The organism is Leisingera sp. ABD4_442 (assembly GCF_056160905.1).
On sequence record NZ_JBSWYB010000011.1, the window covers coordinates 110,759 to 131,915 of the forward strand.

General features: G+C 57.1%; 17 protein-coding genes and 1 tRNA gene. 12 read left to right on the forward strand and 6 right to left on the reverse strand.

From position 1 onward, the window contains the following. Nucleotides 1-87: 87 nt before the first annotated feature. The 6 genes from ACXAHG_RS11295 to ACXAHG_RS11320 all read left to right on the forward strand — a co-directional run bounded on the left by ACXAHG_RS11295 (nt 88) and on the right by ACXAHG_RS11320 (nt 7,242). Nucleotides 88-2,382 (forward strand): bifunctional salicylyl-CoA 5-hydroxylase/oxidoreductase, encoded by a 2,295-nt coding sequence (locus tag ACXAHG_RS11295; RefSeq protein WP_475057297.1) that lies wholly within the window; start codon nt 88-90, stop codon nt 2,380-2,382. Then, nucleotides 2,379-3,104 carry an SDR family NAD(P)-dependent oxidoreductase gene (locus ACXAHG_RS11300; protein ID WP_475057299.1) on the forward strand — a complete coding sequence of 242 codons (726 nt, stop codon included), beginning with the start codon at nt 2,379-2,381 and terminating at the stop codon, nt 3,102-3,104. Before ACXAHG_RS11295 ends, ACXAHG_RS11300 begins: the two co-directional genes overlap by 4 nt. Further along, complete coding sequence (locus ACXAHG_RS11305; RefSeq protein WP_475057301.1) at nt 3,101-3,553, forward strand: MarR family winged helix-turn-helix transcriptional regulator; 453 nt, start codon at nt 3,101-3,103, stop codon at nt 3,551-3,553. The genes ACXAHG_RS11300 and ACXAHG_RS11305 overlap by 4 nt, the downstream gene beginning before the upstream one ends. Further along, entirely contained in the window at nt 3,550-4,356 is an 807-nt protein-coding gene (locus tag ACXAHG_RS11310) for an enoyl-CoA hydratase family protein (RefSeq protein WP_475042183.1), read from the forward strand. The genes ACXAHG_RS11305 and ACXAHG_RS11310 overlap by 4 nt, the downstream gene beginning before the upstream one ends. 110 nt (nt 4,357-4,466) lie before the next feature. Further along, a complete protein-coding gene (locus tag ACXAHG_RS11315; protein ID WP_475057303.1) occupies nt 4,467-5,627 on the forward strand; it encodes an acyl-CoA dehydrogenase family protein in 1,161 nt (386 codons plus the stop codon). 1 nt (nt 5,628) lies between these two features. Beyond that, nucleotides 5,629-7,242: an AMP-binding protein gene (locus ACXAHG_RS11320; RefSeq protein ID WP_475057305.1), complete on the forward strand. Its 1,614-nt coding sequence runs from the start codon at nt 5,629-5,631 to the stop codon at nt 7,240-7,242. 12 nt (nt 7,243-7,254) lie between these two features. On the opposite strand, the gene ACXAHG_RS11325 is transcribed toward ACXAHG_RS11320, so the two are convergent. After that, nucleotides 7,255-7,668 carry a response regulator gene (locus tag ACXAHG_RS11325; protein WP_475057358.1) on the reverse strand — a complete coding sequence of 138 codons (414 nt, stop codon included), beginning with the start codon at nt 7,666-7,668 and terminating at the stop codon, nt 7,255-7,257. A 10-nt stretch (nt 7,669-7,678) separates the two neighbouring features. After that, on the reverse strand, nt 7,679-11,398 hold the full coding sequence (locus ACXAHG_RS11330) for a chemotaxis protein CheB (RefSeq protein ID WP_475057308.1): 3,720 nt from the start codon (nt 11,396-11,398) through the stop codon (nt 7,679-7,681). Nucleotides 11,399-11,862: 464 nt separating this feature from the next. Here ACXAHG_RS11330 and ACXAHG_RS11335 point away from each other — a divergent pair, with 464 nt between their 5' ends. Then, nucleotides 11,863-12,297 (forward strand): response regulator, encoded by a 435-nt coding sequence (locus ACXAHG_RS11335; protein WP_475057310.1) that lies wholly within the window; start codon nt 11,863-11,865, stop codon nt 12,295-12,297. Nucleotides 12,298-12,400: 103 nt separating this feature from the next. Here ACXAHG_RS11335 and ACXAHG_RS11340 read toward each other — a convergent pair whose 3' ends face one another. Then, nucleotides 12,401-12,730, reverse strand: coding sequence for a DUF2322 family protein (locus ACXAHG_RS11340; protein ID WP_475057312.1), 330 nt, complete (start codon nt 12,728-12,730; stop codon nt 12,401-12,403). 278 nt (nt 12,731-13,008) lie between these two features. Between ACXAHG_RS11340 and ACXAHG_RS11345 the strand changes: the two genes are divergently transcribed. Then, complete coding sequence (locus tag ACXAHG_RS11345) at nt 13,009-13,350, forward strand: copper resistance CopC family protein (RefSeq protein WP_475042196.1); 342 nt, start codon at nt 13,009-13,011, stop codon at nt 13,348-13,350. Beyond that, nucleotides 13,347-14,219 carry a copper resistance D family protein gene (locus tag ACXAHG_RS11350; RefSeq protein ID WP_475057314.1) on the forward strand — a complete coding sequence of 291 codons (873 nt, stop codon included), beginning with the start codon at nt 13,347-13,349 and terminating at the stop codon, nt 14,217-14,219. Before ACXAHG_RS11345 ends, ACXAHG_RS11350 begins: the two co-directional genes overlap by 4 nt. Before the next feature lie 235 nt (nt 14,220-14,454). Here ACXAHG_RS11350 and ACXAHG_RS11355 read toward each other — a convergent pair. After that, nucleotides 14,455-14,555 (reverse strand) — tRNA-Cys (locus tag ACXAHG_RS11355). Between the two features lie 85 nt (nt 14,556-14,640). Between ACXAHG_RS11355 and ACXAHG_RS11360 the strand changes: the two genes are divergently transcribed. Both ACXAHG_RS11360 and ACXAHG_RS11365 read left to right on the forward strand, forming a co-directional pair. Continuing rightward, a complete protein-coding gene (locus ACXAHG_RS11360) occupies nt 14,641-15,753 on the forward strand; it encodes a tyrosine-type recombinase/integrase (RefSeq protein WP_475057316.1) in 1,113 nt (370 codons plus the stop codon). Nucleotides 15,754-15,797: 44 nt separating this feature from the next. Beyond that, complete coding sequence (locus ACXAHG_RS11365) at nt 15,798-17,969, forward strand: helix-turn-helix domain-containing protein (RefSeq protein WP_475057318.1); 2,172 nt, start codon at nt 15,798-15,800, stop codon at nt 17,967-17,969. A gap of 214 nt (nt 17,970-18,183) precedes the next feature. On the opposite strand, the gene ACXAHG_RS11370 is transcribed toward ACXAHG_RS11365, so the two are convergent. Beyond that, nucleotides 18,184-19,608, reverse strand: a complete 1,425-nt coding sequence (locus ACXAHG_RS11370) for a tyrosine-type recombinase/integrase (protein ID WP_475057320.1) — start codon at nt 19,606-19,608, stop codon at nt 18,184-18,186. A 447-nt stretch (nt 19,609-20,055) separates the two neighbouring features. On the opposite strand from ACXAHG_RS11370, the gene ACXAHG_RS11375 reads away from it, so the two are divergent. Then, nucleotides 20,056-20,397: a hypothetical protein gene (locus ACXAHG_RS11375; protein WP_475057322.1), complete on the forward strand. Its 342-nt coding sequence runs from the start codon at nt 20,056-20,058 to the stop codon at nt 20,395-20,397. Here ACXAHG_RS11375 and ACXAHG_RS11380 read toward each other — a convergent pair. Beyond that, nucleotides 20,394-21,071, reverse strand: a complete 678-nt coding sequence (locus tag ACXAHG_RS11380) for a tyrosine-type recombinase/integrase (protein WP_475057324.1) — start codon at nt 21,069-21,071, stop codon at nt 20,394-20,396. The genes ACXAHG_RS11375 and ACXAHG_RS11380 overlap by 4 nt on opposite strands. Between the last annotated feature and the right edge of the window lie 86 nt (nt 21,072-21,157).

Sequence of the window (21,157 nt, forward strand, 5' to 3'; positions counted from 1 at the left end):
TTCAAGCTTAAAACTTTAGGCTTGAAGTTTTTCCGGACCTGCTTATCCTGATCCTCAGAGACGTGCGCTGAGCGGGAGGGGATGATCATGAAAGTCGTCTGTCTGGGAGGGGGCCCTGCGGGCCTCTACTTTGCCATCTCGATGAAGCTGCGCCAGCCGGAGGCCGAGGTCACGGTGGTCGAGCGCAACAAGCCTGATGATACCTTTGGCTGGGGTGTGGTGCTGTCTGATGACGCGCTGGAGAACCTGAGCGCCAATGATCCGAAAAGCGCTGAGTTGATCCGCGAAAACTTTGCCTATTGGGACGACATCGCCGTGGTGCATGATGGCACCCGCACGGTGTCTGGCGGGCACGGGTTCGCCGGGATCGGGCGCAAGCAGATGCTGCTGCTGTTGCAGGACCGGGCGCGGGAACTGGGGGTGGACCTTCAGTTTGAAACCGTGGCCAAGCCCGCGTCAGATTATCAGAAAGAGTACGATCTGGTGGTCGGCTGCGATGGTCTGAATTCCAGTGTTCGCAATGAGTTCGCGGAACATTTTAAACCGGAAATCGACGTGCGGCCCTGCAAGTTCATCTGGCTGGGCACCCATCAGAAATTCGACGATGCCTTCACCTTCATCTTCGAGAAAACCCAGCACGGCTGGATGTGGATTCATGCCTATCAGTTTGACGCGGACACCGCGACGGTGATCGTCGAATGCTCTGCCGAGACCTGGGAGAACTGGGGGTTCGAGGGCATGAGCAAGGAGGAGATCATCCGCACCTGCGAGGAGATCTTTGCCAATCATCTGGATGGCCACGCGCTGATGTCGAACGCAGCTCACTTGCGCGGGGCGGCGGTGTGGATCAACTTCCCGCGGGTGCTCTGCGACAAGTGGCACCACGAGAACGTCGTGCTGCTGGGCGATGCCTCCGCCACTGCGCATTTCTCTATCGGATCGGGGTCGCGGCTGGCGTTTGACAGCGCAATTGCGCTGGCGGAGCTGGTCAGCACCGAGCCGACGCTGAAGCGTGCCTTTGAGCGGTATCAGGACGAGCGGCGGCTGGATGTGCTGCGGCTGCAATCGGCGGCGCGCAATTCGCTGGAGTGGTTCGAGGAGGTCGAGCGCTACCTGGATATGGATCCGGTGCAGTTCAATTACTCGCTGCTGACCCGCTCGCAGCGGATCAGCCACGAGAACCTGCGCCTGCGCGATGCGGAGTGGCTGGCAAGTGCCGAGAAATGGTTTCAGGACAAGGCAGGCGCGCCTGCCGACGCGCCGGTGCGGCCGCCGATGTTTGCGCCGTACCGCTTACGCGGGATGGAACTGCAGAACCGTATCGTGGTGTCGCCCATGGCGCAGTACAAGGCGGTCGATGGCTGCCCGACAGACTGGCATCTGATCCATTACGGCGAACGTGCCAAGGGCGGGGCCGGGCTGGTCTATACCGAGATGACCTGTGTTTCTGCTGAAGGCCGGATCACGCCGGGCTGTCCGGGGCTTTATGCGCCGGAGCATGAGGCGGCGTGGAAGCGGCTGGTGGATTTTGTGCACGCGGAGACCAGTGCCAAGATCTGCTGCCAGATCGGCCATTCGGGGCGTAAGGGCTCAACCCAGCTGGGCTGGGAGGAGATGGACGCGCCCTTGCCGGAGGGGAACTGGGAGACGGTCTCGGCCTCCGCGATCCCTTGGTCGGCAAACAACCCGGCGCCGCGGGAGATCACGCGGTACGAAATGGATCAAATTCGCGACGAATTTGCTGCATCAGCGCAAATGGCGGAGCGAGCCGGGTTTGACATGATCGAACTTCATGCGGCGCATGGCTACCTGATTTCGTCCTTCATATCGCCAAAATCGAACATTCGGGGTGGTGAGTACGGCGGCAGCCTGGAAAACCGCTTGCGATACCCGCTGGAGGTGTTCCAGGCGATGCGCGCGGTCTGGCCGGAAGGCAAACCGATGTCGGTGCGGATCTCCGCCAATGACTGGGTTGGGGACGCGGGCATAACGCCGGAGGAGGCGGTGAAGATCGCCAAGGCCTTCACCGCCGCCGGTGCCGACATCATTGATGTTTCCGCCGGGCAGACCTCGACCGATGCACAGCCCGTCTATGGCCGCATGTTCCAGACACCGTTTTCCGACCGCATCCGCAATGAGGCCGGGATTGCCACCATGGCGGTCGGCAACATTTATGAGGCCGATCACGCCAATTCGATCCTGATGGCGGGGCGGGCCGATCTGGTTTGCGTCGGCCGGCCGCATTTGGCCGATCCCTATTGGACGCTGCATGAGGCCGCGCGGATCGGCGACCGGCAGGGCGATTGGCCGCTGCCCTATCATGCGGGCCGGGATCAGGCCTGGCGCCTGGCGGACCGTGAGGCGGAGGTGATCCGGGCATGACACGCAGGGTTCTTGTCACAGGCGGCGGCACCGGGATCGGACGGGCGATCGCCCATGCTTTTGCCAAGGAAGGCTGCCAGGTTACCATCGCCGGGCGCCGACGGGCACCTTTGGAAGAGGCCGCGAAGGGGTTGGATTTGGAAATCCGGATCGCGGATGTCACTGATGAGGCGCAGGTGGAGGCGCTGTTTGATGCGCCCTATGATGTGGTCATTGCCAATGCCGGCACCGGTGTGGCGGCGCGGATCGAGGATGTTGAGCTGGAGGACTGGCAGCGGACCTTGACCGTCAACATGACCGGCACCTTCCTGACCTTCCGGGCGGCGCTGCGTGCGGGGATGAAACCCGGCGGGCGGCTGATTGCCATCGCTTCCACTGCGTCGTTGCAGGGCGGGTCGCAGATCCCGGCCTATGCGGCCTCTAAACACGGGGTGCTGGGGCTGGTGCGCTCGGTGGCGCAAGACGTGGCTAAGCGCGGCATCACCTGCAACGCTATCTGTCCCGGGTTTGTCGATACCGAGATGGCAGAGAGCGCGGTCACCGGGCTGATGGCCCGGCATGATATCCCGCGGGAGAAAGCGCTGAAGATGGTGGTTGGCGGCAATCCGATGCAGCGGCTGATCGCGCCGGAGGAAGTGGCGGCCACGGCGGTGTTCCTGGCCTCCGATGGCGCGGCCTCAATCAATGGGCACGCGATGAGCGTTTCGGGAGGGGAAATTTGAGCACGACATCAAAAGACCGGCTGCGGCTGTGGCTGAAGGTGCTGAAGGCCACCAAGGCGGTGGAGAGCGACGTGCGCGAGAACCTGCGGCGGGAGTTTGCGACAACGCTGCCGCGGTTCGATGTGATGGCGGCGCTGATGCAGCACGAAAAAGGCCTGAAGATGAGTGAGTTGTCGGGAGTTCTGAAAGTCTCCAACGGCAATGTGACTGGGATCGTCGAGCGGCTGGTCGAGGACGGCCATGTGAAGCGCGAGAAGGTCGAGGGCGACCGGCGTGCCAATTTGGTGCGGCTGACGGAAGCGGGCCGGATTGAGTTTTCCCGCCAGGCGGAGGCGCATGAAGGCTGGATCAATGCGGCCTTTGACGGGCTGACCGCGGATGAGGCGCAAGGGATTGCCGAAAGCCTGGATGCGGTGGCGCGGCGGCTGGAAGAGGGGAGCAAGGCATGAAGGTGAACCTGGAGCCCAAGCATTTTCAGTGTCAGGTCGAGGACGGTATCGCAACCGTCTCCCTGGACCGGCCGGAGCGGAAGAATCCGCTGACCTTTGACAGCTATGCAGAGCTGCGCGACTGGTTCCGCGATCTGCACTATGATGACAGCATCAAGGCGGTGGTTTTTGCCTCGAACGGCGGCAATTTCTGCTCGGGCGGCGATGTGCATGACATCATCGGGCCGCTGACGAAGATGAGCATGAAGGAGCTGCTGGCTTTCACCCGGATGACCGGCGATCTGGTCAAGGCGATGGTGAACTGCGGCAAGCCGGTGATTGCGGCGATTGACGGCATTTGTGTGGGCGCGGGCGCGATCATCGCCATGGCCGCCGATATCCGGATTGCCACGCCGGAGGTAAAGACCGCGTTTCTGTTCACCCGTGTGGGTCTGGCGGGCTGCGACATGGGCGCCTGCGCAATCCTGCCCCGGATCATCGGCCAGGGGCGGGCGGCGGAGCTGCTTTATACCGGGCGGTCGATGAGCGCCGAAGAAGGCCACGCCTGGGGCTTCCACAACAAGCTGGTTGCGGCGGATGAGTTGGAAGCGGAGGCGCAGAATTGGGCCGCGCGGATCGCGGCAGGGCCGAACTTTGGCCACATGATGACCAAGACCATGCTGGCGCAGGAATGGTCGATGTCGATTGAGCAGGCGATCGAAGCGGAGGCGCAGGCGCAGGCGATCTGTATGCAGACCGCGGATTTCGAGCGCGCCTATCATGCCTTCGTGAACAAGGAAAAGCCGCTGTTTGAGGGCGACTGAGCCGCGGCACCGCTGGAACCTGCGCCGGAGGAGGGCGCGAGTGCCTCCGGCGGGAGTATTTGGGGAAAGATGAAGCGGGCGCGCAGCCTGTTCACCGGGAGGAGACGCGGATGGCGGACAAGAGCTTTCTAACCTGGCCGTTCTTTGAAGACCGGCACCGTGCCTTGGCGGCGGAGCTGGACGAGTGGGCCGGGGCGCATCTGGGCGGGATTGATCATTCCGACACGGATGCGGCCTGCCGCTCGCTGGTGGCGGCGCTGGGCGCGGCGGGCTGGACCCGGCACAGCGGTGCCGAAGCCGGCGAGACCTTGGATGTGCGCAGCCTGTGCCTGATCCGCGAGACGCTGGCGCGCCACGACGGTCTGGCGGATTTTGCCTTTGCCATGCAGGGGCTGGGGACCGGGGCGATCTCGCTGTTCGGCACGCCGGAGCAGCAGGCGGAATGGCTGCCGCTGACGCGCGCGGGCAGGGCGATTTCCGCCTTTGCCCTGACCGAGCCGCAGTCGGGATCGGATGTGGCGAATTCCACCATGACCGCCACGCTGGATGGCGATCACTATGTGCTGAATGGGGAGAAGACCTGGATTTCCAACGGTGGGATTGCCGATGTCTACACGCTGTTTGCCCGCACCGGCGAGGCGCCGGGGGCGAAGGGGCTTTCGGCCTTTGTCGTGCCCGCAGGCTTGCCTGGGTTCGAAGTTGCGGAGCGCCAGGAGGTGATCGCGCCGCATCCGCTGGCAACTCTGCGGTTCACGGATTGCCGCATCCCGAAATCCGCGCTGCTGGGGCAGCCGGGGCATGGCTTCAAGATCGCCATGTCGGTGCTGGATGTGTTCCGCTCCACCGTGGCGGCGGCGGCTTTGGGCTTTGCCCGCCGGGCGCTGGACGAGGCGCTGCAGCGGGTGACGGAACGCCAAGTGCAGGGCGCGCCGCTGTTCGAACTGCAGATGGTGCAGGGCCATATCGCCGATATGGCGCTGGATGTGGATGCCAGCGCGCTGCTGGTCTACCGCGCCGCCTGGGCCAAGGATTCAGGTGCCGCCCGCGTCACCCGTGAGGCAGCGATGGCCAAGCTGTTTTCCACCGACCAGGCGCAGCAAGTGATCGACAAGGCGGTGCAGATGCATGGCGGCGACGGTGTGCGCCGGGGCCAGAAGGTGGAGGAGCTTTACCGCGATATCCGCGCCTTGCGCATCTATGAGGGCGCATCCGACGTGCAGCGGGTGGTAATCGCACGTCAGGCTCTGGGCGCCTTTCAGGGAGGGAATTGAGATGCTGGGACCATCAGCGCATGCGGACACATTTGCCCGGGACAACCTTCCGCCCATGGACCAGTGGCCGGAGTTTTTGCTGGAGGGGTTTGACTACCCGGATCACCTGAACGCCGCGGTTGAGCTGACCGATGCGATGGTGGAGAAGGGCTTTGGCGACCATACCGCGCTGATCGGCAACGGCCGTTACCGCACCTATAAGGAGCTGGCGGATTGGACCAACCGGCTGGCGCATGTGCTGAGCGAGGACCTGGGCGTGAAGCCCGGCAACCGGGTGCTGATCCGCTCTGCCAACAACCCGGCGATGGTGGCCTGCTGGCTGGCGGCGACCAAGGCAGGCGCGGTGGTGGTCAACACCATGCCGCTGTTGCGCAAGGGGGAACTGGCCAAGATCGTTGACAAGGCCGAGATCTCCCACGCGCTGTGCGACACCAGGCTGAAGGACGAACTGGTCGCCTGCGCCAAGGAATCAAAATTCCTGAAAACGGTTGTCGGCTTTGACGGCACCTCCAACCATGATGCGGAGCTGGACCGGCTGGCGCTGGAGAAACCTGTTGCCTATGAGGCGGTGAAGACGGGCCGCGATGATGTGGCCTTGCTGGGGTTCACCTCCGGTACCACCGGGTCGCCCAAGGCGACGATGCATTTCCACCGCGATCTGCTGATCATCGCCGACGGGTATGCGCGCGAAGTGCTGGATGTGCAGCCGGAGGATGTGTTTGTCGGCTCGCCGCCGCTGGCGTTCACATTCGGCCTCGGCGGGCTGGCGATTTTCCCGCTGCGGTTCGGCGCAGCGGCGACGCTGCTGGAAAACGCCACGCCGCCGAACCTCATCGAGATCATTGAGAAGTATAAGGCCACGGTTTGCTTTACCGCGCCGACGGCCTACCGCGTGATGCTGCGGGCAATGGAGGAGGGGGCGGATCTGTCCTCGCTTCGCGCGGCAGTCTCAGCAGGGGAGACCCTGCCTGCGCCGGTCTATCAGGAATGGATGGATAAGACCGGCAAGCCGATGCTGGACGGGATCGGCGCGACAGAGCTTTTGCATATCTTCATCACCAACCGGTTCAGCGATCACCGCCCTGCCTGCACCGGCAAGCCGGTTGGTGGCTATCAAGTGAAAGTGCTGGATGGGGATGGCAATGAGGTGCCCCGCGGCGAGGCTGGGCGGCTGGCAGTCAAAGGTCCGACCGGCTGCCGTTACCTGTCAGATGAGCGTCAGGCGGAATATGTGCGGGACGGCTGGAACATCACCGGCGACAGTTTTGTCCGGGACGCAGATGGCTACCTGCACTTTGCCGCCCGCAACGACGACATGATCGTCTCTTCGGGCTACAACATCGCCGGTCCCGAGGTGGAGGCGGCACTGCTGGCGCATGAGGCGGTGGCGGAATGTGCGGTGGTGGGTGTTCCGGACGAGGCACGCGGGGAGATCGTGCAGGCGCATGTGGTGCTGTCTGATGGCCAGGCGCCGTCGGATGCGCTGGTCAAGCTGCTGCAGGATCATGTGAAGGCAACCATTGCGCCCTATAAATACCCGCGGTCAGTTGTGTTCACGGACGCCCTGCCGAAAACGGAGACCGGCAAGATCCAGCGGTTCCGGCTGAAGGGATAGGCAGCATTGCTTTCAGGGGGACCGATAGGCCGTTTTCACCGTGACGGCGGGCAGCGGCTGTTGAAGAATTTCGCCCAGCCGCTGTTTTAGGTCTGATTTCTTGAGGAAATTCTGCAGCAGCGGATGCTGCAATGCCCTTTGTTCGTCCCGCGGGTCGATGGAGTTGGTAACCATCGTGATGCTGAGGCGGCCGTGCCAAATGGCTGGAAAGGCGGCCAGCCGGTCGAGAAAAGCGAAGCCGTCGAGCCGTGGAATATTCAGGTCCAGCAAAATCCGGGTTCCCAGCGGCGGCGGGAAGGCCGTCAGAAACTCCAGTGCTTCCTCGGCATAGGTGAATTCGATCACCTCAGTCTCCGGCTGAACCTTTCTGATCGCCCTCAGCAGGAAAAAACGGTCTTCTTCGCTGTCGTCAATTACAATAATCATCTGTCGCCTGCTATGGTTGCGCAACCGCGGGCAGCGTGACGACAAAGGCGGCGCCGCCGTCGATGCCGGTTTCGACCCGTATCCCGCCCTTCATCTGCTCGACAATGCGGCGGCTGATCGAGAGGCCAAGGCCGGAGCCCTCATACTCCGAAGCAGCGTGGAGGCGGACAAACAATTCGAAAATCCTTTCCCGGTCTTCTTCGGCAATGCCGATGCCATTGTCGGCAATGCGCACCGCAATTGTTCCGGGGACCGCGTCAACGGGGTTCAACTCAATGCGGCAGAGGGTGTCCTTGCGCCGGAATTTTAGCGCGTTGCTGAGAATGTTCTGGAATACCTGCCCAAGAAGCGCTGGCTGACCCAGTGCCTGCGGTAAGGAAGCGATGCGGATTTCAGCCTTGGATTCAGCAAATTTCGGCGACAGGTCCTCAACTACGCCCTTGATCACCGTGTCCAGGTCAACAACGGCCGGGTCTGCGCTGTTGTCCTGCAGGCGTGCGTATTCCAGGATACCAGAAATACGGTGGCTCAGGCGCTCTGCTGCCTTGGTCGCAAAGTTGGCAAGCTTGTGGTCGCTCTTTTCCATCCGGCCGTCCATGTCCTCGACCAGCGAGGAGATGCTGTCCTGAATGGTTTGCGAGGGCTGCACCAGGTCGTGGGCTGCCACAAAGGCAAAGCGGCGGATCTCCTCGGCGCGGCGCTGCACATCCGCTTCGCGTTCGCGCAGATGGGTGATGTCCACATGAACCCCCATCATCCGCAGCGGTTCGCCATCGCTGGACCAGTCCGTCACATGCCCGCGGCACAGAACCCAAACCGTATGACCGTCTTTGTGGAAGTAGCGGACCTCCTGATCATACGGGTGGGCGCCCTTCGTCTGCACATGTGCGTCAAAGTTCTTCAGCGCAGTTTTGAGGTCGTCGGGGTGAATCATCTGCATCCAGGCGTCGGGCGTGTTTTCGACCTCGTGATCCTGGTAGCCGAACATTTCCTTGAAACGGGGGCTCATGTATTCTGTGTGACCGGGAATGTTCCAGTCCCACCAGCCCGAGGTCTCGGTTTCCAACAGCCCTTCGAGCGCGTCGCGCTGCTGTCGGACCTCTTCCTGCAGATCGACAAGTTCAGAGACATCCACCAGCTTGACCACGGCACCGGATTTGACGCCTTCGGAATGGATGAAGGGCCGGACAATCAGGATGGCGTGGCCGCCCTTTTTGAACCGGAGATTGCGGCTGCGGGTCTCGCCGGTGTCCAGCACCGCCTGGGTGTCTTCCAGCAGGGCGCCCATGGATTCATGGGTCAGGTTGGATGTAAACGTCGTCAGCGGGCGGCCGAAATCCGTCGCGGTGAGGTCGAAGTAGTTTTCGATCCCCTTGCTGAAACGGCGGATCCGCATACTGCCGTCGAGGAATAGAATGCCAAGATCCGTATTGCTGAGCAGGTTTTCGATGTCGGAATAGGCGGTTTCGAGCTCTGCGATCCGATCATTGGCTTCCATGTTGATGGTATGGAGCTCTTCGTTGGTGCTTTGCATCTCCTCGTTGTTCGCCTGCAGCTCTTCGTTGGCGGTCAGCAGTTCTTCATTTGCGGCCTGCAGCTGTTCGTTGGTCACGGAGAGGTCGTGGGTGGTAACGGCCAGAAGCTCCTCCAGCGAGGAGATTTCGCGCTGCAGCCCGGCAATGATCTCGCGGCTTTCCTCGCCGCCAACCGACAGCTGCGCGCCTTCGGTCGCCTGCGAGGCGGAGCGGCAGGTCACAAAGACCGCCTCGCGGTCATAGAGGGTTGACTTGCGGCAGATCAGATCCACCACAGTCTTTTCACCGTCAGAGATAATCACCAGCCCTGATTTTTCGGCGACTTCCTCCCGTTCGACGCTGCGCAGCAGCAGCAGCAGGGTGGACCGCAGTGACGGGTCCAGGAGGTCGAGCAGCCGGGTCGAGAAGCCGTCATTGGGGAAGCTCAGGAATTTCCGGTAATTGCCAAAGGTTTCCAGGATGTTCCCGGAGGTGTCCAGGACAAACAGGCAGGCATCCAGCGAGGCAAATGTGTGCTTCAGAAGCTCATGCGCCTCCTCGTTGCCGACAGACACGCTGAACGGCCGCATCTGTGACGGGGACGGGGGCGGATGCGGCAAATCCTTGTAGCGCTGGTTCAGCACCCGCAGCCCGATGAAGCTGTGGTTCTTCTGCGCATTCGAGTAAATCCGTTCAATCTGATCCAGAGGGGCAAAGCCCATCTGTCCCCGGCCAGTGGTTTCGGCGGAGCCCAGGAACAGAAGCCCGCCCTTGCGCAGCGAATAGGACATCATGGAGAGCACGTTGGATTGCACCTCCGCCGACAGATAGATCAGAACGTTGCGGCAGATGATCAGGTCGGTGTGAATATAGGGTGCTTCATCAATCACGTTGTGCGGCGTGAAGATGATCTTGCGCCGCAGCCTGCTGGCGATCTGGATGCTGCCGGACGCAAAGGAGAGGAACTCTTGCCGCCGGTAAAATTTGGGGATCTCATCATTGGCTGCAAGCGGATAGATGCCGCGCTTGGCGAATTCCAGGGATTCCGAATTCACATCCGACGCGATGATCTTGAAATCGCGTGTGATATTGTTGTCCTGGCGGTAGGTTTCCAGAAGCAGAGCGACGGAATAGGGCTCCTCGCCGGTGGAGCAGCCGATACACCAGATTTTGACCGGCTGGCTTGTGTCGCCGCCCTCGAATAGTTCCGGCAGACGCCGCGACAGTTTATCCCAGGCGGCCGGATCCCGGAAGAAAGCAGTGACCCCCACCAGCAGCTCCCGGTGCAGGGTTTCCAGTTCGCACTGCGAGTTGGTGAGCAGCGTCAGGTAGCCCGAGAGCGTCGTCTGCTCTGTCAGCCCCATCCGGCGCACGATGCGCCGTTTCAGGGTGCCTTCCTTGTAGGTTTCAAAGCTGATGCCAGCCACTGTGCCGGCAAGCTTGAGGATCTCCTGATAGTCCCGTTCACTGTTTTCGAAAATGCCGGAAAGGTCGAACAGCTTGTTGCGCTCCAGTTCGAACACCTTGGACAGCTCGGGCAGGATGTCAGTAGGGGGCAGGGTAAAGTCGGCTTCGGTTGTTGCCAGCGCGGCAAAGGGCATGCCGTCGAATTCCGCCGTGTCGGGATCCTGGACAATGGCAATCCCTTCGCGCTCCTTGATGCTGCGCAGGCCGCGGCTGCCATCGGTGCCGGTGCCCGACAGCACGACGCCCACGGCGCGGGATCCGACTGCCTCGGCCAGGGAAGAGAAGAACAGGTCGATCGGCAGGTTCAGCTGATTGCGCGGGCTGGGCTTGGTCAGGGCAAAGCGCAGGCCTTCGAAATCGCTGGTGCTGGCGGGGCCTGCCTCTGAGGAATCCGCCGAGGTGCCTTGGATGACAACATTCCACTTGGGCGGCAGCAGATAGATCTTGCCCGGCTCTAGCGGCATGCCGTTTTCAACCACGCAGACATCCGCGGCGGTTTCCTTGCGCAGAATTTCCCCCATCAGGGAGTCATGATCCGGGGACAGGTGCTGCACGATGACAATGCTGTGGGAAAAACCTTCCGGCATGTCGCCCAGCATGGATTTGATCGCCGACAGCCCCCCGGCCGAGGCGCCGACGCCGACGATGTAAAAGGATGAGTCGACCTTGCCGATCGAATGTGCCGGGTCAGCCGCTGTGCCGTTGCCGTTCAGATTCGCGTTCTGTGTGTCAGAGTGTTTTCCAGCCATGACTGTTTTCCGCCTAAATAAACTTGCCCTGCAGCCCCTATGGCAGGGGTTTCCGGCCTGCCAGTGGGTGCTGCATCCGAAAGTGCATCTGCAATCTACGATTACCCGCTTCCCGGGAGTATCGCTTGTCCCGGTTTTTGCCACAAGGCGAATGGTTTTGGAAGGTAAAGCGGGGCTGGGGAGGACTTTGCCTGCTGCAAGGCGCCTCCCAGCTTTCCTGCAGGTTGGGGTCAGCCCGTCGAAACGCCCCGAAAACGCAGCGTCAAGCTTCCCGAAGCAGAACAAAGGGGGGTCATGTTATGCTTAAAAAAGAGTTAACATGTGGAGATCAATGTGAAATTATTAATTTATTATTATATCGTTAAAATGCGCTGATGGGTTTGTTTTTATTTACCTGCCCCGCCCTGAATGCTACCTAAAGGAGAATCTAAAAGTGAAGCTGACAAGGTGCCAGGGGTAGACAGATGAACGTCCTGCTGATCGAAGACGACGAATTCTGTGCCTTTCGCTTCCGTCAGCTTGTTCAGGCGCATTTGGACGGCTCCAGCGTGGAGCTGTGCGACAGTGAAAAGAAAGCATTGGGCAAGCTCGGAGAGATCGCTGCGGGGCGGTACGATGTGATTTTCATAGATCAGAATCTGCCGGACGGCCGTGGCGCCCGCGTCGCGCAGCGCATCCGGCAGGCAGAGGCCGGGCTGCGCAACAAGCTGGTCATGCTGACCTTCTGCGAAGATGACCGCACCAGGGCGGAGGCCCTGGCCTATGACGTTGACGGCTTCATGACCAAACCGGTGAACTGGCGCAAGCTGTCACGGTTTCTGATGGATGGCGACTACCGCTGGAACATTGCCGACCTGCCGGCCGATCTTGGGCTGTACCGGTCGCTGCGAAGCTCCTGAAGCTGGGGGTCGGACTGCGGCGCGGCCACCGGGGCTGCCGCCGGCGGCGATGGGCGGCGGCCTGGCAAAATGCCGCCACCTGCCGCGTTCTAACTGAGCCTTGTTAAGCTGCAATCAGCTGGATTTGCAGCGGCGCGGCGCCAGCAGCAATTTCCAGCAAGCGGTCGATGTTCGGATGCGCGCCGGGGCGGTTCTTTGCATCTGTGGTGTGCTCAGCAAAAACAGCAAGGCCGTGTGCCGCGGCCTTGGCGTCCAGGACTGTGAAATTCTGTTGCAAATACTGATACACGGCGAGCGAGCCCTGTTTGCCCGGCTGGTTTTCGATTGACGCGGCGGCGGTGCCATCCGGGGCGGTAAGGTCGATACGGGCAAGGCCGCCGATCGGCGGCAGAAGCTGCAGGTTGTCCTTAAAGGACGCAGTGGGCTGGATCATCGTTCAGTCCTGTTGTGGCAAGCGTTTGCGCGTGATTAACAGCTTTGGCCGGCTGCCGCCATGGTTCGGCTCCACCGCTGAGCCGCGTCGCCTGTATTCCCGGCTGCCAGGCCTGCGAAAGGTTTCAGCATTGCGGTGCCAGAGGGGAGGAGGGCCTTTGCTGGCTGTTCCGGAACATGCCCAGTATCCAAGAGCAAGCCTGCGGTGACGCGGCAAAAAAAGCCGGCTACATTCGCGCTGTTCAGGGTGCAACCGGGATCAACTGAAGGAATATCCGAATGAAACTCATCATGGCTTTCCTGGCGTGCAGCGCCCTTGCCACGGGGGCTCTCGCGCATTCCCAGGTGGACACAACGACACCTGCGGATGGTGCCCGGATTGCTGCCGTTCCGCTGGAGATTGCCTTTGATTTTGCAGATGAAATCCGTCTGACCCGGGTTGAGGCGATCCACCGGGATGGGGCTCCGGCAGTGCTGGACCTGGACGGGCAAAAGAGTTTTTCCCGCAGCTTCACGCTGCCTTTCCAGGGTGTGGGGAAAGGCACCTACCGGATCGAATGGCGGGGGTTGGGAATTGACGGGCATCCAATGCAGGGCGCATTTCAGTTCACGGTAGAATGAGCATGCCGGACATCTGGGGGGCGGGCGCGCTGCTTGCCAAGCTGATCCTGTACGCCGGTGCGACCGGCGCAACAGGGCTGGTGCTGATCCGCCTTGCCTACCCGGGGCTGGTTGCGCCGCTGCGTGCCCGGATCAATGCGCAAGCCGCGGTGCTGGCCGGTGTTGCCCTTGCCGCCGCGGTTTTGGGCTTTGCTCTGCGCGGTGCGGCGCTGACCGGCAGTGCCGATGGCATGACCGACCCGGAAATGCTGGGGCTGCTGTGGCAGACCGCCGCCGGCAGCGCGCTGGTTTGCCGCCTGGCCGGCGCTCTACTGCTGCTCGCGGGGCTTCTGTTGCCTCGGGCAGGCCCTTGGACCGCATTGGCGGGCGGCGTCCTGTTGCTCTGGTCTTTCACGCAGATCGGTCACATCCCGGTGCAAGGGCAGCTGCCCCTGCGGGTCCTGCTCTTTGCGCATCTTGCTGGCATCGCGTTTTGGATCGGCGTCCTGAGCCCGCTGCGGGACCTGTCCCGCAAGCCTGAGCACCTGGAGCAAGCTGCATTGCTTGGCCGCAGGTTCGGGCAGGCGGCCATGATTGCGGTTCCCGGCTTGCTTTGTGCTGGCCTGCTGATGGCTTGGCAGCTGCTTGGCGATCCGCGGCTGCTGCTGACAACAGGCTATGGTCAGGCATTGCTTCTTAAGCTGGCGCTGATCGCTGCGGTGCTGTTCCTGGCGGCCCTGAACAAGCTGCGGTTTGTCCCTGCCTTGCAGGCAGGCGGGGCGCGCGCCGGCAGGCATTTGGCACGTGTGATCGAAATAGAGGCCATGATCCTGCTGGCCGTGCTTGCGGCGACGGCAACCTTGACCAGCGTTCTGACGCTTCCTGGATAAGGCGCGCAGGAACTCTGATCGTACTGCGCTTGGTAAACTGCCAGCAAGAAACCCAGCCTGTGCATTAGCTCTGGCCGCCGCCTTGTCTGTGGGAGCAGAACCGGCCAGGCTGCTGGTTCTGCGCGGTTCAACTGTGAATAAAACTCTCCTGCGCAGTCTGAGGGAACAGAACGGGACTGAAGCAAGAATGTTGAGGAGTATGCTGAGAGATGGGCGCCAAAAAACCGAAAAGCGCTGGAGGCGAGTACCGGAATCGAACCGGTGTACACGGATTTGCAATCCGTGAAATGCACGTTTCATAGGTGAACATAGAAGAGCGCGCCACCTGCTTTAGCCTTGAAAATAAGGGCAATTGTGATTATAGCTGAACATAGCAACACCTCCTTACACTCACGATCTATGAGACTAAAAAGAGACTAAAGTGAAACTGCGACTGACCGACATGGCGATCAAGAAGCTGTCTCTTCCTGAGAAGGGACAGGTGACTCACTGGGATGAAGTCATGCCAGGATTTGGTTTGCGGTGCTCAACAAAGAGCAAGTCTTTTGTGGTCATGTACGGGGAAAAACGCCGCCTCAAGACGTTGGGTCGCTACCCAAGCCTGTCACTGTCTGATGCTCGTGCGCAGGCTAAGCGCTTCTTCGTTGAGATAGAAGATGAAGAAGATGCGCCTTCTCGACAGGCTGTACTATTCGAAGATGCCAAGAAGCGTTTCCTCAGCGACTGCGAGAAACGCAACAAGCCACGTACCGTGGCTGACTATACTCGGCTGCTGAACAGGCATTTCAACTTCAAAGAGGATGTTCAGGACGTCACGCGCAAACAGGTGATGGAGGTGGTGTCGAGCTTGTCAGGTACACCATCAGAGCAGTCTCATGCCTATGTAGCCATCCGCACCATGATGAACTGGTGTGTGCGGCATGGTCTCATTGAACATTCCGTCGTGCCACCGATGAAGCAGACGATGAAGGCGCGAGATCGCGTGTTGAGTGAAGATGAACTCAAACAAGTGTATCGGCGCGCTCTGGAGACCCCCTTCCCATTCGGGCCAATTGTACAGCTCTTGATCCTAACCGGACAGAGGCGCACTGAAATCGGGCTTCTGCGCAGGTCCTGGATCAATGGGGATGAAGTGACATTCCCCGAAGGTTTTGCCAAGAACAAGCGAGAACACCGCATCCCCTTGTCACCTTTGGCTCAAGACGTGATTTCAGGTTTGCCGGATACCGGCGACTTGCTGTTCCCAGCGGCTACTGATCCTGAAAAGCCTTTCTCCACCTGGGCTTGGCACAAAGCGAGGTTTGATGAAGGGTTAGAAGATGTTGATCCTTACACCCTTCATGACCTGCGACGCACCTTTGCCACTGTGCACGCCCAAATTGGCACCCCGATACATGTTACAGAGAAGCTTCTAAACCATGTTACAGGCACAATCAGTGGGGTTGCCGCAGTTTACAATCGGCACTCCTATTTTGATGAGATGCTACGAGCCACACAACACTTTGACGCCTACATTGGAGACTATTTATTCTAATAATTGCCCTACTTTCTGACTTTTAAAACTCACACAGGTGATCCTTGGACAAGAAGAAAATTGGTCTCCTCATAAAGCTGTTGCGCGAAGATAATGAAGAGACGCTAGAAGAATTTGCCGAGAAATGCGGCATTGGTGGGGGGAAGTCATACCTCAGCAGAATCGAATCTGGGACACGTACACCTGGAACAGAAGTTCTCCAAAAAATCGCCTCACGCTTTGAAATGACGGTGCAAGATCTATGGATGCATCTGCTCTCGTTTGAGAGCAGATGCATCTTCAAAGTGGACAAGAACAGAATATCCTCTTTTCTCGGACGTGAGGAAAAAATGGATGAGCTAAAGGGACATCTTGAACTTCCTGGACAACAAATTCTGATATCAGGTCTGCATGGGATTGGGAAAAGTGCACTCGCACGAGAGTTTTGCTACGAGATGGCCTTGGAAAAGTGTCACATTATTTGGTTAAGCTGTCGATCGCTTTCATATCATGAAGCTCTTTTCAATTTGGCATGGGAGCCATTTTATTCGGGGCGTAAGAGCAGTAACAGAGAAAAACAATCTGCATTTGTCAACCAATGGCTGGCCAGTTTCCCTGAGCGTTGTGTGTTGGTGTTTGATAATGTGGAAACAGAAGAGTTTTTTCAGGAGGCGCGCTTCACTCCGAATATCACAAGTATTTTTACAAGCCGTTATGCCTTTTCTAACTTTGAAGGAGTGGAGCTGAAAGTTGAAAGGTGGAGCTTTGATGTTGGGGTGCGCTTTCTGAAAGAACGTCTAGGAGGCAGGAGCTCAGATTTTGTTGAGTTGTCGAAACTGTGTGGCGGCATACCTATTATCTACAATCAAGTATGTGTATTGCTGCGAAAATGCCCAGATGTTTCCGCTGAGAAACTGGTTGAAAATTTTCATGAAAAGGGTGATTATGCGCACCGAGTTATGGAGTTATTTAAGCATTCAGTTATTGAAACGTTGGACGCCCTTGGTTCAATTTTTGAAAAGCCTCTCGTGGAGGCGTGTGTCTTTGTTGTTTTTAATGCACATAAGAGTGGTGTCAAATTCGAAGTGGCAGTTGAGTTTGTTCAAGTCTTAATTTCCGATGTTGACGGGGATCATGTTAGAGGAATTTTCCGAGAGATAATTTCTTGGAATATCTTGGAGTATGATAAGCGCACGAGGTCAATAATAGTTTCCGATCAGCATAGAAAAGTTGTGGAAGCTAGGTATTCTATAGGTGAATCGGAAGAATGGAATTCCATCGTAAAGTTCTGTTTGAAGTCACTTCCCTACTGTAGAAAACTGAAAGAAACCGACGCAGAGGATTCTGCTTCTTGGCCTAGATATCAAGTATATGTCAAACATATAATGGGGTATTTGCTGAACCGATCGCTGGGAGGTGCAAGTAAAAGCGAGATTGTTGCAGTTCAGGGAGTTGCTCTCTACTTGTCGGCAATGGGTCAGCATCAAGCTTCTGTCAAGATACTTGAAAATTTACTTCAATCCGAAGGTGCAGCCTGGGAGATGAATCTACGTGAAGAAGTGAAACGAGATATTGCACATCGTTACATTTATTTGGATCGGTTGAAGAATGCAGAGGGGTTAACGAGAGAAATCATTGGAGCCTTGGAGGGGGGTGAATGCTTAGACCGAGAACTTCTTGCCAACTCTTATATTACCTTAGCTAACATTTTGGATCGCGTGGGGGGGTATGAGGAAGCTTTAGAGTTTTCCCAAAAAGGCGCTTTAGCTTACTATGATTTGTGCCTGGACCTGGAATCAGAAAAGAGATTTTGGATTGCGTGGCATAATTTCACGAAGATTCAATTGAAACAGATAAGGACTGATGGTGAAACGGAAATGAAGCGGTTGTCAAAGATGGCTTTGCTCGGCTTGGAGGGAACTATTTCCGTGCGTGGTGGGTATTGCCACAATGACATACCTCACAGGATAGAGCTAATTAGGTCAATTGCAAAGAAACGAAAAAAGAGGCGAGTTGAAAAGATCTGCGAACTTTGCAAGAGCTATATTATGAAAAAAATTGAGAGTATGGCGGACGGTGAAGAGCAGGTTGAAGCTACTGATGAGGCACAAGATCATATTAAATTTGGATTTCGATTTGTTGAGTCGATTAAAAAAGGATCGCCAGGTGGTTCTGGCGACCCTGTTGGTTTTATAGCCAGTGCAGAAAGAATTGTGCTAGCTGAGCTAAGGCGATGATCAGCAATATTCTTCTGTTGCTGAAGTCTAACCATGTCAATAATGCTGCGACACTCATAATGAATAGAATGATGCCGGATATGTAGTAGGTCATTTGCGTGCTCCTGTTAAAAGAGCGGGCCCGCGATGTTGCGCAAAATGAAGCTACTAACCGAAAACAGAATTGTCGTTGTACAGAGTTGTAGAGAAGTTGTAACCCGCGAGCTTTCCTTGGCTACACCCCCAGAAGCTCACCCAATTTATGGGTCACCGGTCGCATAGGGTCTACAAATCCAAGATCATAGATCATGGTAGTATCTAGGTTTCCTCTGTGATCAACGTAGTGAGACACGTCTTCCCGTCGCACACCTTGACCAGTGATCATCAAGGAAATCGCCATGCGTTTAAGATCATAGAGTTGAAAATACTCAGGAACGCCATCAAGCTTCTTGAAGCTTTGAATAGATCTCTTGAAGTTGTCACGTGGCTGAGATGGGTCTGAATGGTTCGGGAACAGTAATCCACTCTCAGGCCAGCGCCCTCGTTGCTCCCTCACCAGATCAGCGACCTTCGGATGGATTGGAACCGACCGATACGCATACTCGTACCGATTGCGAGAAAGCTTGATCCCCTTTGTGTTGTGTTTGTGCCAGATGAGGCGCTCGAGGTCGAAGTGCTCGAACTTGTCCTGTTTCACCTCTGCCGGACGCGCCATCGTGAGGAACAATATGCCCATGAAAGCACAGAGCTCTGTTAGGTGTTCGTGCTGACGCGTAAAGTGGCCAGCCTGGAGGGCGGCTAGACGCTTCTCCTCCCCTGCAAGCCCCTCCAGATTGACAGCAGTACGCATTGGGGGATTGAACACGTGCCAAGCAATTTCTCGAACCTGTTCAGGCGTATAGTCGCGGCGCTGTTTGATGACCTTTCTCTTCGTGAATGGGTCACATGGATTGCGCATATCGACGTACTGCATGCGGATGGCCCAGTTGAAGAGGGCTTTTAGCTGCTGAAGAGCGTTGTTGGCTGTGCTGTCTGACCGAAACTGTTGAATATACGGCCCGATGTGGCGCGGCGTGATGTCTATCATCGGTACATCGCGGAAGGTTTCACCAATCGTGACTTTGTATTTGCGTCTTTGTCCCCGGTTTGAGGTTTTAGGCGGCTCCCAAGTCCACGGTGCAACCAAGCGTCCAAACTCTGATCGATGTGTTTTGCTCTTGGAGGCAAGTTGCTGAGCGTAGTAAGCATCAATCACCTCACCGAAGGTTTCGGCATGCTTTTTCCGGTAATCCACGCGAACATTTGCGTCAGGATCAATGCCTTGTTCAATTTCCGTATTGCGCTGTTTGACGATGAGACGTGCGGATGACACGTTCATGGTGTCTGGAGTGCCAATAACTTTTCTTCGAGCCTTGCCATTATAGCGGTAGTTGTGAATGAAGGATTTTGCGCCTTGAGATGTTATGCGAAGTCCGAGACCGGAAACAGAATCATTTCGCATTTTGCCGTCCACACCAAGCGCACAATCTCGGATGATTTCTTGAGACTTGGTGGGTTCGCAAATTGATGTTCTAACAAGTGTGTCGGTAAGGTATAATCGTGCCAAAATTCCTTCAGTTTTTTTGTTTCTCGTGTACGTCTGGTGTACGCATTTTGGCATAAATTGTGAAAAAATTGCAATATTAAATTTTTTAAAAATTATGATATATTGTTGAAAATCAATAACTTATACACACATCCTCAATATTCATATTGCATGCAAAATCGGTTTGGGACCAGAGGGTCGTAGGTTCGAATCCTATCTCCCCGACCATATATTTCAATAACTTACCCAACACCTCATAAAGCTACACCTCGCCATGTACGTTTCATGTACGCATTTCGGCAATCTCGCATTTCACTTCTCGGAGGTGATTTGGGTAATTTCAACAGTGAAATTAATTGACAAAACGGGACATTTGTGGTTAAATATTTTCAATGTCGCAGCTATGCGGCTTTTTTATTTTGGGGCGCCGGGTGGCGCCCTTTTTTCGTTAATTTAGATAAAGGGTGTATATATATGAGTGGACAACCTGCCATGATATTTCTGGAGCATGAGCTCCAACACATGCTGACCGAAACAGCCAAACAAGCTGCTCAAGAGGTCATTGACAGTTTTAAATCAGAACTGAGCACTGATCCTAATGAAGTCGTGATCCGCAAACTGCGGAGATACCTCGCAGATCGTCGGTCAGTTGCCAATCCGCGTGATCAATGGGCCAATGGGCTGCACATTCGAAGCATCAAGACAAACACACGCGGCAAACCTAGATCACAGTCTTGGTTCCAGCAATTCAAGGTAAAGAGTGGCCTCAATGACTGTTTCAGCCGCAAATCCCTGTCCTCAGGTGGTTTCCGGGAGTGGTGCTTTGAAGATATTGCCAATGCCTGGGAGCAATCTCAGTTCTAATCCCACATGCGCTCCGCAATCTGCCGTTCCTCCGGCCCGAGTGCCTGGGAATAGATTGCGGTGGTCTCCAATCGGCTGTGCCCCAACCAACGCTGTATAAGATGGAGCGGTACACCTCGGGTGACAGCATGGACAGCAAAGCTGTGACGCAATCCTCTGGCGGTTGCCTGGGGGCCAGATATACCAGCGTCTTGCATGACCGTTTTCACAATGGTCCATGCCTGGGTGCGCTTCCAGGGGAACAGAGGCTCAAAGCCATCTGACAGAGCAGTGATCAGAGATCTCGAAACAGGCACTTGCCGATATATGATCTGGCCGCGTTTCTTCAGCGTTCGGAAGATCACAGCCCTCTCATCAAGGGATATGTGTTCCGGCTTCAGCGCCAGCACCTCCGACAATCGCCCGCCTGTCCAAAGCAATGTCAGGCATAACAGCCGGGCTTTGTCTGGTTGTTCATGGGCAGCAGCAAGAAAGCGGTCACGTTCAACGGCATTGAGATATTTGCGGTGGCCGGTGGAGGTAAGAAGCGACGGCCCGGACATCAAAATATGCCCCTTGGTGCGCGCTGTAACTTCGCCCAGGATGTTTTTGCTTTCGTTGAGGTTTGTCTGCCTTTTTCCGCCGAACAGTCTTCCCCATTCTGTTCGGTGAAGAAAAAATGCCCTTTGTTTCAAAGGTGTAGAGATTGCCGAAGCAACCCTTACCGGAATCCTACATGAAGCAACGACTCCTGTTCAATCGCAAAATCAACCTTTTGCAA

Excerpts from the sequence above, each read along its gene's own strand:
- ACXAHG_RS11350 (WP_475057314.1), top strand. The coding sequence starts at position 13,347 with ATGAGCATGCCGGACATCTGGGGGGCGGGCGCGCTGCTTGCCAAGCTG.
- ACXAHG_RS11375 (WP_475057322.1), top strand. The coding sequence starts at position 20,056 with ATGCTGACCGAAACAGCCAAACAAGCTGCTCAAGAGGTCATTGACAGT.
- ACXAHG_RS11340 (WP_475057312.1), bottom strand. The coding sequence starts at position 12,730 with ATGATCCAGCCCACTGCGTCCTTTAAGGACAACCTGCAGCTTCTGCCG.
- ACXAHG_RS11315 (WP_475057303.1), top strand. The coding sequence starts at position 4,467 with ATGGCGGACAAGAGCTTTCTAACCTGGCCGTTCTTTGAAGACCGGCAC.
- ACXAHG_RS11310 (WP_475042183.1), top strand. The coding sequence starts at position 3,550 with ATGAAGGTGAACCTGGAGCCCAAGCATTTTCAGTGTCAGGTCGAGGAC.
- ACXAHG_RS11295 (WP_475057297.1), top strand. The coding sequence starts at position 88 with ATGAAAGTCGTCTGTCTGGGAGGGGGCCCTGCGGGCCTCTACTTTGCC.
- ACXAHG_RS11345 (WP_475042196.1), top strand. The coding sequence starts at position 13,009 with ATGAAACTCATCATGGCTTTCCTGGCGTGCAGCGCCCTTGCCACGGGG.
- ACXAHG_RS11335 (WP_475057310.1), top strand. The coding sequence starts at position 11,863 with ATGAACGTCCTGCTGATCGAAGACGACGAATTCTGTGCCTTTCGCTTC.
- ACXAHG_RS11325 (WP_475057358.1), bottom strand. The coding sequence starts at position 7,668 with ATGATTATTGTAATTGACGACAGCGAAGAAGACCGTTTTTTCCTGCTG.
- ACXAHG_RS11320 (WP_475057305.1), top strand. The coding sequence starts at position 5,629 with ATGCTGGGACCATCAGCGCATGCGGACACATTTGCCCGGGACAACCTT.
- ACXAHG_RS11370 (WP_475057320.1), bottom strand. The coding sequence starts at position 19,608 with ATGCCAAAATGCGTACACCAGACGTACACGAGAAACAAAAAAACTGAA.
- ACXAHG_RS11300 (WP_475057299.1), top strand. The coding sequence starts at position 2,379 with ATGACACGCAGGGTTCTTGTCACAGGCGGCGGCACCGGGATCGGACGG.
- ACXAHG_RS11330 (WP_475057308.1), bottom strand. The coding sequence starts at position 11,398 with ATGGCTGGAAAACACTCTGACACACAGAACGCGAATCTGAACGGCAAC.